This window comes from Collinsella sp. UBA1693 (assembly GCF_002320115.1).
In the GTDB taxonomy this organism is placed as follows: domain Bacteria; phylum Actinomycetota; class Coriobacteriia; order Coriobacteriales; family Coriobacteriaceae; genus Collinsella; species Collinsella tanakaei.
In genome coordinates this window covers 56,255-72,600 of sequence record NZ_DCJT01000012.1, presented here as the reverse complement: position 1 = coordinate 72,600, position 16,346 = coordinate 56,255, and the positions used below count along the sequence as shown (strand labels likewise).

Annotated in this window: 9 protein-coding genes; 2 read left to right on the top strand and 7 right to left on the bottom strand. The window is 62.0% G+C overall.

The annotated features are described in order from the left end of the window. Window positions 1-72 precede the first annotated feature (72 nt). From B3H65_RS08695 to B3H65_RS08685, 3 genes are all read right to left on the bottom strand, one after another. Window positions 73-4,164 (bottom strand): family 20 glycosylhydrolase, encoded by a 4,092-nt coding sequence (locus B3H65_RS08695; protein ID WP_286684926.1) that lies wholly within the window; start codon window positions 4,162-4,164, stop codon window positions 73-75. Between the two features lie 9 nt (window positions 4,165-4,173). Beyond that, window positions 4,174-5,346, bottom strand: coding sequence for a discoidin domain-containing protein (locus B3H65_RS08690; RefSeq protein ID WP_286684925.1), 1,173 nt, complete (start codon window positions 5,344-5,346; stop codon window positions 4,174-4,176). Window positions 5,347-5,467: 121 nt separating this feature from the next. Continuing rightward, on the bottom strand, window positions 5,468-5,749 hold the full coding sequence (locus tag B3H65_RS08685) for a hypothetical protein (protein ID WP_286684924.1): 282 nt from the start codon (window positions 5,747-5,749) through the stop codon (window positions 5,468-5,470). 45 nt (window positions 5,750-5,794) lie between these two features. Between B3H65_RS08685 and B3H65_RS08680 the strand changes: the two genes are divergently transcribed. Continuing rightward, window positions 5,795-7,111 carry a Na+/H+ antiporter NhaC family protein gene (locus B3H65_RS08680; RefSeq protein WP_286684923.1) on the top strand — a complete coding sequence of 439 codons (1,317 nt, stop codon included), beginning with the start codon at window positions 5,795-5,797 and terminating at the stop codon, window positions 7,109-7,111. A gap of 490 nt (window positions 7,112-7,601) precedes the next feature. On the opposite strand, the gene B3H65_RS08675 is transcribed toward B3H65_RS08680, so the two are convergent. From B3H65_RS08675 to B3H65_RS08660, 4 genes are all read right to left on the bottom strand, one after another. After that, window positions 7,602-10,427 carry a DEAD/DEAH box helicase gene (locus B3H65_RS08675; RefSeq protein WP_286684922.1) on the bottom strand — a complete coding sequence of 942 codons (2,826 nt, stop codon included), beginning with the start codon at window positions 10,425-10,427 and terminating at the stop codon, window positions 7,602-7,604. 469 nt (window positions 10,428-10,896) lie between these two features. Beyond that, entirely contained in the window at window positions 10,897-11,832 is a 936-nt protein-coding gene (locus tag B3H65_RS08670; RefSeq protein WP_286684921.1) for a 3-hydroxyacyl-CoA dehydrogenase, read from the bottom strand. Between the two features lie 245 nt (window positions 11,833-12,077). Further along, window positions 12,078-12,938 carry a tRNA (guanine(46)-N(7))-methyltransferase TrmB gene (gene trmB / locus B3H65_RS08665; RefSeq protein ID WP_270480491.1) on the bottom strand — a complete coding sequence of 287 codons (861 nt, stop codon included), beginning with the start codon at window positions 12,936-12,938 and terminating at the stop codon, window positions 12,078-12,080. A 515-nt stretch (window positions 12,939-13,453) separates the two neighbouring features. Beyond that, entirely contained in the window at window positions 13,454-14,281 is an 828-nt protein-coding gene (locus B3H65_RS08660; protein WP_286684920.1) for a class I SAM-dependent methyltransferase, read from the bottom strand. 132 nt (window positions 14,282-14,413) lie between these two features. On the opposite strand from B3H65_RS08660, the gene B3H65_RS08655 reads away from it, so the two are divergent. Then, entirely contained in the window at window positions 14,414-16,321 is a 1,908-nt protein-coding gene (locus B3H65_RS08655) for an elongator complex protein 3 (protein ID WP_286684919.1), read from the top strand. Window positions 16,322-16,346: the final 25 nt, after the last annotated feature.

The window sequence follows — 16,346 nt, the reverse complement described above, 5'->3', positions numbered from 1 at the left end:
GTTGTGGAGTCGCTGGCTTTGGGGCCGCTGGCTTTGGAGTCGCTGGCTTTGGGGCCGCGATTCCCGGGGTTGCTACTGCGCCTGTTCCTGCGCCTCGAAGTAGCGCATCAATATGGTTGCGACTTCAGCGCGGGAAGCCACGTCGCCGGGCTTGAGCTCACCGGAGTCCAGGCCCTTGATAAAGCCCTCCTCAACAGCCCATTTCATGGCGGTGCCGGCGAAATCGGATACCTTGCCGGCATCGGGGAACTTGGACAGGTCGCCACGGCCCGAGGTGTCGACGCCGTTCTTCTGGGCAAAGCGCATCAAGAACACCGCCACCTGCTCGCGCGTGACCGCGTGGTCGGGGCCAAAGTCATTGGTGCCGTCGTAGCCGCTGACAATGCCGTTCTCGGCACCCCAGGCGACCACGCCCGCAAACCAGTCGTCGGCGTTGACGTCGCCAAATGTACCGCCTTTGCCGTCCAGCTTGCCGTTGTCGGCGCCGGCGGCGCGTGCCAGCATGGCGACAAATTGCGCGCGGCTGGTGGTGTCGCTTGGACCCATCAAGTTGGTACCTTCGTAGCCGCGCAGGTAGCCCTTCTCAAGTGCCCAGTCGATGGGGTCGTGGTACCACTGGCTCGCGTCGATGTCGGCAAACTTGTGGGTCTCGCATAGATCGCCGCCGTCGCATCCAAAGACCACGTTCACCTCCACGTCGCCCTGGGGCATGGTGAACTCAAACTCGCCCTTCTCGTTCTTGCGGACCTCGACCTTGTTGCCGTCCTTGTCCGTGACGGAGATGCTGCGGACCTCCTTGCCCGCCTGCGGCTTGGGGTAAACGGTGACTTTATCGCCCGCATCCGGGTTCTTGGGGCTCACCGCCACCTTGCCGCCGGGGTGCGCGGGGATCTCGATATCGTCCTTGGCGGGCGGCTGCGGGGTCACGGGCGGCTGGGGCTCGGGGTCGGGCGTGGGCGCCGGCGCTCCCTCAAGGCGAAGGTTGAGGATTGCCTCCATGAGCGACAACCTCATGGCGTTGGCGTCGTTGATGGTGGGGGAGCCCTGGGCAAGTGCCTTGGCCTCGGCGATCTTCGAGCTCAGCGCGTCATAGGTTTGGGACGAGAACGCCGCGGTGCCTTCTCCCTGCTTGACGGCCTCCGCCGCGGCGATTTGCGCTTTCAGTGCTGCGGTGTCCGCAACGGCGTTGGCGTCGTGCAAGCGAAGCTCCGCTGCTGACGCAAAGCCGCCCTCGCCCTCAACATAGACCAGCTTGACGGCGCGGACGTTGTCCTGGCGCTCGAAGCTGATGAGATAGGGGTCGCGGGTGAGGTCCTTGATGGTTCCGTCCGCGACCTTCTTGAAGGTCTTGCCGTCGGCGGAGACGTGGACCTCGTACTTCTTAAGGTCGCCGTTGGTGCCGGTTTGGCGCGGGGTGTAGACAATGCCGTCCACGCCCAGCGGCTGCTCTGAGCTTAGGGTGATGTGGTGCTGTCCCGTGCACTTGTCTGGGCTGTAGCGAGAATGCCAGATGCTGCCGGTGTTGCCGTCCAGCGCGCTTGCTGCCTTGCCGTCGCCGTTCTCGCAGTCCGCGGTCGCCTTCAGCAGGGCGGGGTCCACCATGCTCAGGTCGGCGACGGGCTTGAGCTTGAGTTCGTCCAGGGCACTGACCAGGGATTTCTCATAGTTGTCCACAACATCCTGCTGCGAGGCGCTCATGTTGCGAACGATGCTGTCGCGGGCAATCGCGATGGCGCGCGCACCGGCGTCCTCGTACTCGGAGAGGTCGGCGGGGATGATGGCGAGGTAGGCGTCGATGCGGCCGTAGTCGGCCTTCTTGTAGCCTGCGGCGTCCAGCTTGGCCTCGATCTTGGCGGCGAGATCGGCGATGGCGTCTGCCGACGGGTCGTACTGGCGGAAGACCTCTGCAGCCTGGGACAGCATGCCCTGCAGCTCCGCGTCACCCTTGATGGCGGAGTTCTTGGAGGCAAGCAGGTTCGTCTTCACCACGGCGTGGTCCAGGGGCATGGTGGAGTTGAAGTCTTTAGCGGTGCCCAGGCGGATATCGTCCACATAACCCGCGAACGCGTTGCCGGATTCGCTGCCAACGGTGCCTGCGGGCAGCATGCAGGTGGCCTTGATCTGGGCGCGCGTATTGGTGCCGATGGTGTCGACCAGCTTGCCGTCCACGTACAGATGGGTCTTCTCGAACTCGTTTTTGAACTCGAGCTCAACCCACTGGTTGGCGGGCAGGGCGTAGTTGAAGGAGTACGCGCGGTTCTCGCGGGTGATGCCCACTTTGCCGGTTTTCTCTTGGACGGCCATGATCTTGCCGTAGGGGGATTCGAACAGCACCTGCTCGTCCTTGGAATTGTCCGTGCGCTTGACCTTGACGCGCAGACTGTTGCCCAGCCCAGCGGTCTCGAGGCCATCTAGCTTGGCAAAGGACTTGCCGCCGTTGAGATGCAGCGCCTGGCGCCCGTCGACGCTCTCAAGCTCGGCGTTCTCCATCTTGCCCAGGGTGTGCTTCTGGCCAGATGCATCGTCCAAAGAATCCATGGTGAGATGGGCGATCGAGCCTTGTTGGTTGGCCTTTTGCTCGTAGCCAAAGTTGGTGGAGGGGGCGTCGCCCAGCTGCTTCACGCGCTCTTGCGCGGCGACGAGGTCGACGGCGCCGGTCTTGCCCCAGGTGTTGGCGGCGAACAGGCCCAGCGCTCCGTCGATGCGGCGGTAGATGTCGTACTCGCTCATGCCGTTTTCTTGGAAGTCGCACATGTCGTTCCATACGGCGAAGGCGCCGCCGGAGATCTGCGGGTCGCCGGCAGGGATCTCGAAGCCGCTGATCTCGTTGACCTTGTCGTTGTAGCAGGAGTTCTGGTTGAGGTAGTCATAGTAGTAGCCGGCGTTGGGGACGATGTAGAACACGCCGTCCTGGCAGTCGATCAGCTCGAAGCCAAGGTCGTACATTGATTTCATGTCCGCCCAGCCGGGGTTCCACAGGTTCATCTGGCGGCGCTTGCCGGTCTCGGAGACGCCCTTGACCGCCACGTCGCCCTTGATCTCCGAGAGCGAGCCCCAAACGCGGGCGGTCTTGCCGTTGTCCTCCGCGTACGTGAACATATCGTTCACAAAGCGACGGTAGGCGTTGCCGTCTGCGTTGTACTCGTCCGCGCCGATGTGGATCACGTCCGCGTCCGCGAAGACGGCCGCATCGCCGCCCTGCACGTACTCGTCAAAGATGCCCTGGACAAACGACAGGCTCTCGTCGTACTGGTTCTTGAGGTCCAGATGGTCGGTTGCGCGACCGGTGGTGCCGTGGCGCAGGTCCGGGCGCACCTTGGTGAGGGCGAGCGAGTGGGCGGGGGTATCGATCTCTGGGATGATGTTCACGCCCAGCGCGCGCGAGTGCTCGATGTAGGCCTTGAAGTCCTTCTTGGTGTACCACACGTCCTTAGCGGTAAGGTCCGCCTGGTTCTTGCCCTCGCCGGCCTTGACGTCCGATTCCAGGCGGAAGGCGGAGTAGGCCTGCATGGGGTCTTTGAGCTGCTCGAGCGGGATGAGGTTGTCGTTGAGGTGGATCTGCAGGTCGTTCATCTTGTACCAGGCCATATGGTCGGTGAGCTGGCGCAGCCACTCGATGGTGAACGTCTTGCGGCCCACGTCTAGGATGAAGCCGCGGACTTTGTGCAGCGGGTAGTCGCGTGCGGTGCCGCAGGGGAAGTCGCCGGTCTGCTTGACGCTTTGCAGGATGGTTTTGGAGCCCCAGTTGGCGCCTGCCACGGCCTCTGCGCTGACGGTGATCTTGTCCGAGGTGGCCTCGATGAGGTAGCCCTCCTCCTTAAGGCCGCGCTTCTTGTCCGCGCCCAGGGTGAAGAAGACGTCTCCTGCCTGTGCGGCGTCCGCCTTGGCGACCTCTATGCCGCGGCCGGTGAGCGCGCGGTAGTCGGAGGCGAACTGCTCGGCCATCTCTTTGAGGGAGGCGTCCTTGTAGGTGACGCGGGCAAAGGAAGTGAATCGACCCGTGTCGCCCTTCCATTCACGCAGCTCGGGAAGGATGACCGGAGCGGCCTCGCCCTGCTCGCTGCCCTTCATGGAGCCGGGTACGGTGACCTCGACCTCGCGGAAAGAGTACGCCTTGGTCTTCTCGTCCACCACCTTGAAGGACGCTTTGACCTTGGTGTCCACGATGGGCTGCTAGATGGTGCCGTCCGCATCGATGACCTGCTCGTAGTCCGTGCCGTTGTAGGTGACCTGGTAGCCCTCGTGCTTGGGCAGGGTGATCTGGTCGGTGAAGTTCTTGGCGGGGTCGATTTCCCCGTTGACGGTGATGCCCGAGAGCATGTCGCCCATGCTTGTGGCCGGCTCGCCGCCGTAGGCCTCCATCTCGTAGAGAGAGACGGTGCCGCCATCCGGGTCGTTATAGGTGCTGCCGTTGATGTAGAGGCGCACGTAGCGGGCCTGCTTCGCGGTGTCGCCCAGGGTGATGGTCTCCGTCTTTGCGGCGGGGTGGTCGTTGTTGGTGTAGGCGTCTACCCAGCTGCTCTCCTGGTTGGGGTCCGCGCCGTCTTGTGCCAGCTGAATCTTGTAGCCCTTGGCCTTGCGCTGCTCCCAGAACAGCCGCACGGTCTTGACGTCGCGGGTCTGGCCCAAGTCGACGTAGGCCCAGTGCGGGGTGGTGGGGCAGGCGCTCTCGCTAGCGGAAGCGCTTGACCAGCGGGATTCGCGCTGATCGACCTTGCCGTCAAAGAGATTGTTTGGCCCTAGGGTGTCCGCCTCCTTGCTGTCTGAGACGCTGGTCATCTTGAGGGCGACGTTGGCGGCGGGGTCCTGTGCCTGCTGCGATCCGTCGTCGTCCGCGGAGTTCATGATGGTGAAATCGCAGGCGCTGACATTGGGGTACTTGGAAACCTTGGTGACCAGCAGCTTTACGTAGCGGCCCGTGACGGGCTTTTCGAGCTTGATGGTCGAGACGGCGTCTTTGTTGCCGGTGACGGCCTTCTTCGCTTCGCCCCAGCCGTCTTCCTTGTTGGAATCTGATACAAAGATTTGGAAGTCGACCGCGTGCTCGGTGGCGCTTTCCCAGGTGATCTCGAACGTGTCGAAGGTCTTTGACTCTTCGAGGTCTATGATCGCCCACTGGGGGACGTTTTGCTCTGCGGACCAACGCGAACCCTTGGTCTTGTCGTCATCGGTAAGCTTGGTGGTGGTGTTCTTGCCGCTTGCGTCTCTGCTTACGGTGACCGGCTTGCCTTGCGCCAGGTTCGCCGGCGTGGCGAGGACGACTGCGGGTGCGGTGAGGGACGCGGCGAGCGCCCAGGTACATGCGCCGATTGCGACGGCCGACCCCTTCACGTAGCGATGGTTCATAGTGCTCCTCTCGATGCGTTGTTTCACGCGGGATTCTCGAATGTGCGAGATTTCCCTATTTTCGGGAGCGCGTTTTTTGCCATGGGCGGCGAGTCGGCGTGCGGTTTGAGACGGTGTATGGTTACTCATGTTCGTTCGAACAGATTCTGAGAACGTGTACACATGTCGTATAAACAATATCTGCAGCTAGAGGCAAGGCGCCTTGTTCGTTTTCTGGACAATCTGCAATTATGAGAATAATCCCAGGGGCTTTCTTGCCAATCGGTGAACGGTTTTGAATATAATTGCTGGTAAATGCTGGTTTTACTAAAAAATACCAACTGGTTTCTACAAAAAGTAACAAGTGTCTCCAACTGTTGAACACCGGTTGCGCTTCTTTGCCTATGGGCATACCCGTAGCCAAACCCCTTGCCCGCGCGTATCCTAAATTGTGCGAGGGGAGCTGTTTATGGAACTTGTGACTCTAGGGATATTCTGCGCAGCCTTGGTGGGCGCGATCTTTACCGGAGTGCCGACCGTGTGCGCGCTGCTTGTTGGATTGGCGGCGTTTTGCATCTATGCGTGGCGATGGAGCGGTTCGGTGCGACGTGTTGCCCGCATGTGTTGGGAGGGAATCGCCCCCATCGCCAAGATCCTGGGCATGCTGGCGCTGATAGGCGTGCTCACGGGGCTATGGCGCGCCGCCGGCGTGATTCCCGCCATCGTGTACTACGCCGTGCCGCTCATCAGCCCTGGCGTGTTTTTGTTGGCGACTTTTCTGCTCAACTGCTTTGTTTCCGTTTTGACGGGGACCTCGTTTGGCACGGCCGCGACGGTGGGATCCATCTGCATCTCGATGGCGGGTGCCATGGGCGTACCGCTTTTCGCGGCGGGCGGGGCGGCGCTTTCCGGGGCGTTTTTTGGAGACCGTTGCTCGCCCATCTCTACCAGCGCTCTTTTGGTTGCCGATCTTACCGGCACGGATTTCTACAACAATCTGAAGCGCATGGTCAAGAGCGCGGCGGTTCCCTTTGTATTGACGTGCGCCGCGTACTTCGCGCTGGGGCTGCTTGTCCCCGCGAGTGGCGAGGCGGGCGATATGGCCGCTTCGCTGGCGAGCGCATTTGCCGTGGGGCCTGTGGTTCTGCTGCCGCCGGTGATCGTGTTCGCCCTGGCCTTGATGCGCGTTGATATCCTGGTGGTCATAGGAGCGGGCATCGCCTCTTCGGTTCCATTGTGCCTGGCGGTTCAGGACATGACCATGGCGGACGTAGTTCGCACGGCAATCTTGGGATACGTGGCTCCGCTGCCGCAGGTGCGGGCGCTTTCCGGCGGCGGGCTGGTTTCAATGCTCGATGCGGTGCAGATCGTCTGCATCACATCCGCGTATGCGGGCATTTTTAAGGAGACGCCGCTGTTGGCGGGCATCGACCGCGTGGTGTGGGGGATGTCGCGTCGGCTTTCTCCTTTCGGGGTTACGCTAACGACGTCTGTGTTTACGGCGATCATTTCTTGCAATCAGACGTTGGCAATCATGCTGGCGCACCAGCTGTGCAGCGATCTCGACCAGAACGCCAGCGACCATGCCCTTGACCTGGAAGATTCCGTGGTGCTGGTGGCGGGATTGGTGCCGTGGTCCATCGCCGGGGCGGTCCCGCTGGCGTCCATGGGCGCGCCCGTTGCGGCGAGCATGGCGTTGGCGATCTATCTCTTCGCCGTTCCCGCCTGGCGACTGCTGTCGGGATGGTTCGCGGCGCGAGGGCGGGCTCGCTGCGCTGTGCGTTGAGTAGGGGATTGCGATTCAGGTTTGCCTGGAAAGCCTCGGGGAGCATGTTATGCATGAATGAGCCTGAAATGTGGTTGTTTATGCAGGTGAAAACGACGCTAAAAAATCGTACCCATTCGGCGTGGTCAATGAGTGCCACGAGGCGGGTAAGCAGGGGCCACCCATGCCTTTGACAAGGTCGTGCTTGTCCGCTTTGAACGTTAAAGGGTCCTTGCGGAAGTCTATTTGTTCCGCTTTACACGTACTTAATTGGAGACATGTATTAGTTATATTGCACATATGATGGATTTGTTTTCAGCTGGTTGTGCGTATTCGCGGTGCTTCTGCGCTGCCTGTTGCTCGCGGGACGGGATTCGGCGGGTTTTCGCAATGTATAAAGCGAGGCTTGCCCGCCTCGTGGCGTTCATTGACCACGCCGAACGGGGGCACCATGCGTCGAGCTGATCACATGGCGCTCCCGTTCTCTTTTTGCAGTCTTTTTCAAGCGTTTTTAACCCGCGATGTCCTCGATCACGCCCGCGCGGTAGTTGGCGAACACAATGCCGTCACCGTCCTGCGTCGCGTCCAGGTCTACATCCGCCATGATGCCGAAGTCGCGGTCGCCATCGGAATCGCTGAACACCTGGTGAACGTGCCAAACGTGGTCGGTTTTCTCGTCCGCATCATCGATGGAGAGGAATGCCATGGAGCGGGCGTCCGCATCGGTGAGAAGCTCTTCATGCGCTTCGAAGAACGCGTCGAGCACGCGGCGCCAGCGCAGCTCTCCCATACCCCAATCCTCGTCCAGCGCTCCCAGCTGGTCGGCTCGTCCGCGGGCGGCGAGGCGAACGCGCTGGAACAGCGAGTTGCGCACCAGCACGGTGAGACCGCGGCGGTCGATGACGACGGCGTCCGCGGGACGCGGGGGCGCGGCGTCCAAGGTAGAGCCGGCGTTCTCCCATTCGTCCACCAGGCTGGAGTCGACCGAGCGGACCACCAGGCCAAGCCAGGCCACCACGTCGTTGAGCTCTTCGTTGCGCTTGTCGTGCGGGATGGTGCGGTCCAGCGTGCGGTAGGCCTCGGTGAGGTAGCGCAGCAGGATGCCCTCGCAGCGGGCGACGTTATAGCGGGCGATGTAGCCCTTGAAGTCGCTGCCGCTCTCCAACATGTCGCGCAGGACGCTCTTGGGCGAGAGCTCGTAGTCGCCGGCCCACGGCACCTTGGAGCAGTACTGTTCAAAGGCCGCGGCGAGCATGTCTTCTAGCGGTTTGGGATAGGTGATGTCCTGCAGCTTCTCCACGCGCTCCTCGAAGTCGATGCCCTCGGCCTTCATCTCGTTCATGGCGCGGTCGCGCGCCTGGCGCTCTTGTGCACGCAGGATCTGCTTGGGGTCTTCAAGCGTGGCTTCCGCCATGGAGATGACGTCCAAGGCGTAGGTCTCGCTTTCCGGGTCGAGCAGTTCCAGCGCGGCGAGCATGAAGGGGGAGAGCGGCTGGTCCAGCGCGAAGTCTTCGGGCAGGTCGACGGTGAGGTAGTAGGAGGCATCGCCGTCCAGGAAGGCGGCGACCTCGGCATCGTTCGCAGCGGTGGGTTCTGGCTCTGCTTCGGTGTCCGCATCGATGTCCGCATCGGAATCCCGCTCGGGCGCGTCGGTGGGTGCGCTGGCCGCTTCCGTTTGATTGGAGGGATTCGAGGCGGCGACGGGCTTGCCGTTCTCGTCCAGCTCCTCGCGAACCACCACGCCGGCATCGATCAACGTCGCGAAAATCTGGGCGGCGCGGGCGCGCAGGCGCTCCTTCTCCTCGTCCGTCTGCAGGGAGTCCTCTATCAAGGTGAGGACGCGGCGCCAGGCGTTGCCGCCCTGCTCCACCTCTGCCAGCACCATGGAGTTGGTGATGCGCATGCGGGGCTTGAGGGTTTCCGGCGCGCTCTCGATCAGACGGTCGAAGGTGCCCTGGTTCCAGGTGACAAAGCCCTCCGGCGGCTTCTTCTTTTTGAGCTTCTTCATCTTTTTGGGGTCGCCCATGGCCTTGAGCTCGGCCTTGTGGTTCTCGATCTCGTACTCAGGCGCCTCGGCGATGACCACGCCCTCGGTATCGAAGCCGGAGCGCCCCGCGCGGCCGGCGATCTGATGAAACTCGCGCGACCGCAGGCGGCGCTGCTTGTAGCCGTCGAACTTGGTGAGGCCGGTGAGCAGCACGGTGTGGATGGGAACGTTGATGCCCACGCCCAGGGTGTCGGTACCGCAGATGACGGGCAGCAGGCCCTGTTGGGCGAGCTTCTCGACCAACAGGCGGTAGCGCGGCAGCAATCCCGCGTGGTGAAGGCCCACGCCGCAGGAGATAAGGTGCTTGAGCGTCTTGCCAAACGCCGTGGTGAAGCGGCCGCCCTTGATGGCTTCCTTGATGGCCTCGCGCTGCTCTTTGGTGGCTACGCCGTAGCTCGCCAGCGCCCGCGCGCTCGCCAGCGCGGCGTCTTGCGAGAAGTGGACGATGTACAGCGGCGAGTCGCCCTGGCGTAGCGCCAGCTCAACCGTGCCTTCAAGACCGGTCTTGACGTATTCGTATGAGAGCGGTACGGGGCGCGGGGCGTCGGCGATGGTCTCCACGTCGCGGCCGGTGTGGCGCTCGAGCGCCTGCGAGATGGCGGTCATATCGCCCAGCGTGGCGCTCATGAGCATGAACTGGGTGTGCGGCAGCGTGAGCAGCGGTACCTGCCAGGCCCAGCCGCGGTCCGGATCGCTGAAGAAGTGGAACTCGTCCATGGCGACAAAGCCCACGTCCGTGTCCTCGCCCTCGCGTAGCGCCTGGTTGGCCAGGATTTCCGCCGTGCAGCAGATGATGGGCGCGTCCGTATTGATGTGCGAGTCGCCGGTGATCATTCCGACGTTGTCGCGTCCAAAGATGTCGACCAGGTAGAAGAACTTCTCGGACACCAGCGCCTTGATGGGAGCGGTGTAGTAGCCGCGCTGGCCGGTGGCCATGGCCATGAACATCATGCCGATCGCGACCAGCGACTTGCCCGACCCCGTGGGCGTGCCCAGGATGACGTTGCTGCCCGCGGCCAGCGCGAGCAGGGCTTCTTCCTGGTGCGGCCAGGGCTCGATGCCGCGGGCTTCCACCCATTCGAGGAAGCGGCCGTATGCGTCCTCCGCGGTGAGCCAGGGCTCCGCCTCCTCGCCGTCGGTAGGTTCCCACCAGCTGGGGGCCAGTGCGCCCAGCGACCCTGCGGCGTGCGCGTCGAACGCACCGCCGGTCGCGTTTGCGTTCGCCGCTGCGGTCGCGCTTGCGTTTGCGGACGAGGAATTCTCTTGGTTTATGGTTGGGCTGTCTGGCATGGGGTCTCCGTTACATCGCATGTTGTTTTGCCCATTATACGGTGATGCGGGGACGTGGCTCGCCGCCGGGGTAGCTGCGCAGAAGAACTCCGTGTGCCCGTGTGCCTTGTGGGCTTATGTTTGGAATCTGGCGCAAGGATGTGGATTTGGGCGCGACCGCACCGAATCTGGGCCGCCGCGCGGAGGAGGATTCGCTAAAAGGGAACAGCCGCCCTGGCCGGAGCGGCTGTTCGTGCGGGCTTGCCCCACAACAAGTAGTTCCAGGAGGGCGTACGCCTCCCGATCGCTACCAGTATACCCGCTTTTTGACGCCCCTGCACGCCGGTGGGGGTATTGCTGGGCGGCATTTGTCTTCGCGAGGCTGGTGCCGTGATGGCTGCGGGTCCGCTGTCCACGTTATGTAGGGATGTGGGCCCGCGCCCTATTGGCTGCCGTTATTCTCGACCGCGCTTGGGTCCGTGCGTGCGGATTAGTATTTGTAGAAGCCCTCGCCCGCGTTGACACCGGTTTTGCCCTCATCGATATAGCCTTTGAGGAGGGCGGCGACCTTGCCTTGAACGGTGCCGGGATCTTTGGACCGTGGATCCATGATGCCGATGTTGTATGCGGTTGTGAGGCCGACGATGTCCAGGATGCGGAACGGCCCTAACGGGGCGCCGGTGGCAAGCATCCACGTCTTGTCGATGGTCTCGCAGTCCGCGACGCCGGTTGCCAGCAGCGCTTCCGCTGCGGAGAGGAAGGGGACAAGCAGGCTGTTCAAGATGTATCCCGGTTGCTCCTTGTGGAGTTCCAGCGGGATCATCGATATCGCCTGGGCGAATGTGACCACTTCATCGAACCCTTCTTTGCTGGTTTCTGGATGCCCCATGACCTCGGCGGTGTTGTTGTGCCAGATCTCGTTAGCGAAGTGGAGTGCCAAGTATTTCTCCGGACGGCCAGTGTATTGTGCGAAAGCGCTGGGGAGCATGGTCGACGAGTTGGTCGCGATGATTGTCTTCTCGGGAAGGTGTTTTGCGAGCTCGGTGTAGAAGGCGATCTTCTCTTCTGGATTCTCGGCGATCGCCTCGATGACGAGGTCGCAGTCGCGCGCGGCGTCCTCGTAACTTAGCGTGAAGGTGATGTTGTTCAAGGCCGCATCTGCCCGCGCCTTCAGCTGGTCGATCTCTTCTGCGCTCATGTCGGGGGAGGGGGCGAGCCCGCGGCAGTATGCCTGCGGGTTTGTTTTCATGGCTTCAAGGGTGTTGAGGTAAATTGTTCGCAGTCGTTCAAACTTGGGCTTCGCGCGCCCCACCGAGCCTTCGCTGCGAAGCCAGACGGTGACGTTGAAGCCGCAATATGCCGACTGAAAGGCGATTTGGCTGCCGAGCACTCCACCGCCGGCTACGGTAACGTTTTTGATGTCCATGATGCTTTCTCCTTTTTATGAAATGTGACGGAAGCGACGGGTAGTCGCAGTGCCGCTACTGATGATAGAAATGCGACAACTGTTGTCATCATTCCCAAAAAGAAGAACGATAGTACCGACGGTTTTGAAAATTGGCCGGAATGCTGGAACAACCAGCAAAGGCGAGATTCGCGTTAACAAATGAACCTTTGATGAAAAGGGCGCGGGCAACCTGACTAGCTGAAACCGAGTTCCAGAAGACGGGGCTATTGCCTGCTGTTTCGAGCCTCTAGGTTCCTGCGGCGATTGCGGAACGCCGTGATCGCGAAGTTCATGCCATGGGGAATGTAGGCGCCTTCGTAGAGGTCTTCGGGGATGTAGTCGTAGAGGCTGTTAAGGGACTGCTCGCGAGCTGCTTGAAGCTGCTGCCCTGAGGGCTCCTCGTCCAGGCGGGCGCAGATGCCGTGGACGGTTGCTCCTTCTTCTACCAGTCGCTCCTCATATTCGCTCATGGGGATAGAGGGGTGGTCGGCGCGCGTATCGTGCGAGGTCCACTGAACGGTGTAGCCCGCACCCTCGAACTGCGGCAGCGAGTAATCAAAGAGGGGCTCGCTGTCCGTGCGCAAAACGACGGTGCCGCCCGGGGCAAGCAGCTTGCGGTAGTCGAGCAGGTGTTCCACGGTGGTGAGGCGCTGCGCTGCCTCGCGTTTGCGGGGGTGCGGCGTGGGGAAGTTGAGCGTGATGCTGGCGAGCTCACCGGGGGCGAACATGTGCGAAAGCTTTTCGCCGCTGCCGGGGATGAGCAGCGCGTTCTTGATGCCCGCTTCGATCACGCGCTGGGAGGCGTAGGCGATGCAGACCGGCTGCATGTCGATGCCTATGAAAAGGACGTCCGGCTCTGCCTGCGCGGCGGCTACCAGGTAGCTGCCTTTGCCGCAGCCAAGGTCGAGTCGCACCTCGCGGAAAGACCGCGGCGAGGTGCTATCCGCATGCGGATCGAGAGGCCAGCACGCCTGCGCCCAGTTGCCAGCGTAGGCTGCGGGAATGTACTCGATGGCGTCGCGATAGCGCTCCAAGCGCTCGTCCAGGACAAAGTTCTTGGGGGTTCTGGCGCGGGTCGAGCCCATTAGGCTGCTCCTTTTCATGCGGGATTGGCAGGTAGGCAAGGTGTTTCATGATACCTGCGCTTGGCGTGCGAGTTGTGCAGGGTCTGCGGTGGTTGGCGGCTCTCTATGTGTGTGGGCTGCGCGGCGGGCGAGGCAAGCGGGTTCTGATCGTGGGTTTTTATTCCTCATATGGGGTATATTTGTCAGTGCTGTACCCGGTATAAGCGGTGGGGTTGGCCAGGCGCGTGCAGATATGACGGATAATTGCATCGATTTTGGATTTTGCTGAGTAGACACCCCTGTTGTCTGTAAGAAGGTGCAGGTAGGAAAAGTCTACCAAGCTGGTATACAAAGACTTTTTTGAAATGGATGCAATTATCCTCAAGAACTGCGCAGGCATGCTTATGCTGAAGGCTTACGAAGGCGCGAAAGTCCCGTGGGGGCTTGCTCCGCATGAATTAAATCAGCTTGCGTAGAGGGCGTGCCCCGTTTGCGCGGAGGGCACACCCCATAGGCGCATGTTTGCTGCCCCGCCCTTAAGCGTTTCGCTGGAGCACTAGGTAGCGGTTTAGGCTGTGGTTGGATCCGTCTGCAGAGAATGTGTCGATGGGCGCGGCGAGGGGCGAGGCCGATGCCGCAAGCTGGTCTATCTCGGCTGTTAAGAAATGGTGGCAATAGCGAAAGGCCGCATCGTTGGCTTGCCAGCCAAGGAGGTGGTCGCCTTCTTCCAGCGAACTGGAGGCGAAGCCCGCGAACGGAGGCTGGGCGAGTGCGAGGTCGAGGGAGCGCGCTGATTTGCGAGCGATGCGCTCATCATTCATGAACTGCCAAAACGAGACAACGACGATGCCGCCCGGGCGAACGGCGTCGATGAGCCGGCTGAGTACGGCCTGGCGAAGCTTTGCGCCCGGCACATGGTGCATGAAGCCAAAGCAGACGGAAAGATCGCAGGAGACGTGGGGAAAAGCCGTATCGAGCGCGGGGGTCCGGGAACCTGCGATCGCGTCATCGCTTCCATACTCGTCCTCGGCGAGAAGGGAGGTCAGGATATCGAGGCTGTGGTAGTCGACGCGTGCAAGCTCGTTCATGTTCGCGGCGAGCGCGGGGCAGTTGTCGATCGCGGTGGCATGTAGCGAGGTGTGCGGAAGCTGCTCTGCCAAGAAGCGCTCGAATCGCAGGTTGCCGCAGGCCAGGTCGAAGACTCGGAGCGCGGCGGGCGTGTCGCCAAAGTGCTCGCGCGCGATGTCTGCCACGTGCCGCCAGCCTTCCCATGGCGCGCTGCGGGTGGCCGAGAAGGAAGCGGCGTGTTCCGCATAGAAACGCGTGTTGAGATCGATAAAGTTTTGGGCGGTGGCGTTGTCCATGTAAGGGGGCTTTCTGTTTGGCGAGGACGAGGGAGCGGGGCGATCTTCTCTGGTATTGCAAGCATAATCATATGCGAGTCGACAGGTGGGGGAGCAAGACGATGCCCCGTTCTTTACGATACAATTCCTGTCATGGAAGACATCATTTTGAACATATTGAGCGAGCTTGCCGTCGGTCGCGAGGTCGACGACCGCTCGCTGGTGAAAATCATCAACGCCCAGGCGCGGCGCGACGCCGCGGACAAGCGTGCTTACGCCAAGCGTCGGCTACTGCCGTTTTACCAGCGCGTCAAGCGCGACGAGCCCCAGCGCTGGGCGTCCTGGGGAGTGACGCCGGAGTTGGAGGAGAAGCTGCTGGCGGTGCTGCGCATGAAGCCGCGGCGCACGGCGTCGGGCGTGGCGACCATTACGGTCATCACCAAGCCCTGGCCGTGTTCCAGCGATTGCCGCTACTGCCCCAATGATATCCGCATGCCCAAGAGCTATCTGCACGGCGAGCCCGCGTGCGAGCGCGCCGAGCAAACGTGGTTCGACCCCTACTTGCAGGTGTCCGCGCGCTTGACGGCGCTGTCGCAGATGGGGCACGCCATCGACAAGATCGAGCTCATCATTTTGGGCGGCACGTGGAGCGACTATCCCCGTGGATACCAAATCTGGTTTGTGTCCGAGCTGTTCCGCGCGCTGAACGATAGCGCGATAGCGGACGTGGCCGCCAACCCCATGCTTGCGGATAACCCTTCTGCTCTCGATGCGGCGACGTGCGCGGACGCGAACTCTCAGCGAGACGCCGGCGTTCCGGCGTACGTGGCTGCCCGTCGAGCGTTTTATCGCGAGTGCGGCTTCCCGCAGACCGCCGAAGAGTTCGCTGCGTTCGCGGCGGAACAGCAGCGCGCTATCGATACGGGCGAGCTCAACTACAATCGCGCGTTCGCTCGTCTTTATGGCGAAAGCGATGCATGGGTCCGCGCCGCGCGGATGCAATCCGCCACGCTGGAAGAGCTCGTCCAGCTTCAGCACGCCAACGAGACCGCGCGCCATCGCGTGGTTGGCCTGGTGATCGAGACTCGTCCTGATGCCGTGACGCCAGACGCGCTCACGCTCATCCGGCAGTTGGGCGCAACTAAGATTCAAATGGGAATTCAAAGTCTTGACCAGCAGATTCTCGATTCCAACGATCGCGGCATCCGCATCGAGCGCATCCAGCGCGCCTTCGAGTTGCTGCGCGCCTTCGGGTTCAAGATTCACGCGCACGCCATGGTCAACTTGCTGGGCGCAACGCCGGAAAGCGACAAGTGCGACTACCGGCGCCTGGTCACCGAGGCCCCCTATCAGCCCGATGAGATCAAGCTTTATCCCTGCGCGCTCATCGAGGGGGCGCGTCTGTGTCGCGATTTCGATAGCGGCGCATGGGTTCCGTATACCGAAGACGTCCTCATGGACGTGCTCGCCGCCGACGTGCTCGCCACGCCCTCGTTCTGCCGCATCTCGCGCATGATTCGCGACTTCTCGTCCAATGACATCAAAGCCGGCAACAAGAAGCCCAACCTGCGTCAAATGGTGGAGCAGCGACTCGCCGTCGGTGAGCGAGTGCGCGAGATTCGTTACCGCGAGGTGGGCACGGGCTTGGTCGACGTAGATGCGCTGCGTTTGGACGAGGTCCGCTATGAGACCACCAATACCTCGGAGCGCTTCTTGCAGTGGGTGGACCAGGACACGCGCATCGCGGGCTTCTTGCGCCTGTCGCTGCCGCATACGGACTACCTCGCCGATCATGTGGACGAGCTGCCCGTGCGCGCGGGCGAGGCGATGATCCGCGAGGTTCACGTTTACGGCGCGGTCGCTCGCTTGGGCGAGGCGGGGGCGGTGGGCTCCGCGGCGCAGCATCTGGGTCTGGGTCGCCGACTGGTCGAGCGCGCCTGCGAAATCGCTCGCGATGAGGGATATACTCGCATCAACGTTATTTCCGCTGTGGGCACGCGCGGGTACTACCGCGGCCTGGGCTTTGAGGACAACGGCCTTTACCAGCGCCGCGATCTGTAGCCTGTTCGCTGCGTCCATTCCCAAT

Coding starts and splice junctions, on each gene's coding strand:
- trmB (WP_270480491.1), bottom strand. CDS start 12,938: ATGGGCTCGACCCGCGCCAGAACCCCCAAGAACTTTGTCCTGGACGAG.
- B3H65_RS08670 (WP_286684921.1), bottom strand. CDS start 11,832: ATGGACATCAAAAACGTTACCGTAGCCGGCGGTGGAGTGCTCGGCAGC.
- B3H65_RS08675 (WP_286684922.1), bottom strand. CDS start 10,427: ATGCCAGACAGCCCAACCATAAACCAAGAGAATTCCTCGTCCGCAAAC.
- B3H65_RS08655 (WP_286684919.1), top strand. CDS start 14,414: ATGGAAGACATCATTTTGAACATATTGAGCGAGCTTGCCGTCGGTCGC.
- B3H65_RS08680 (WP_286684923.1), top strand. CDS start 5,795: ATGGAACTTGTGACTCTAGGGATATTCTGCGCAGCCTTGGTGGGCGCG.
- B3H65_RS08690 (WP_286684925.1), bottom strand. CDS start 5,346: ATGAACCATCGCTACGTGAAGGGGTCGGCCGTCGCAATCGGCGCATGT.
- B3H65_RS08660 (WP_286684920.1), bottom strand. CDS start 14,281: ATGGACAACGCCACCGCCCAAAACTTTATCGATCTCAACACGCGTTTC.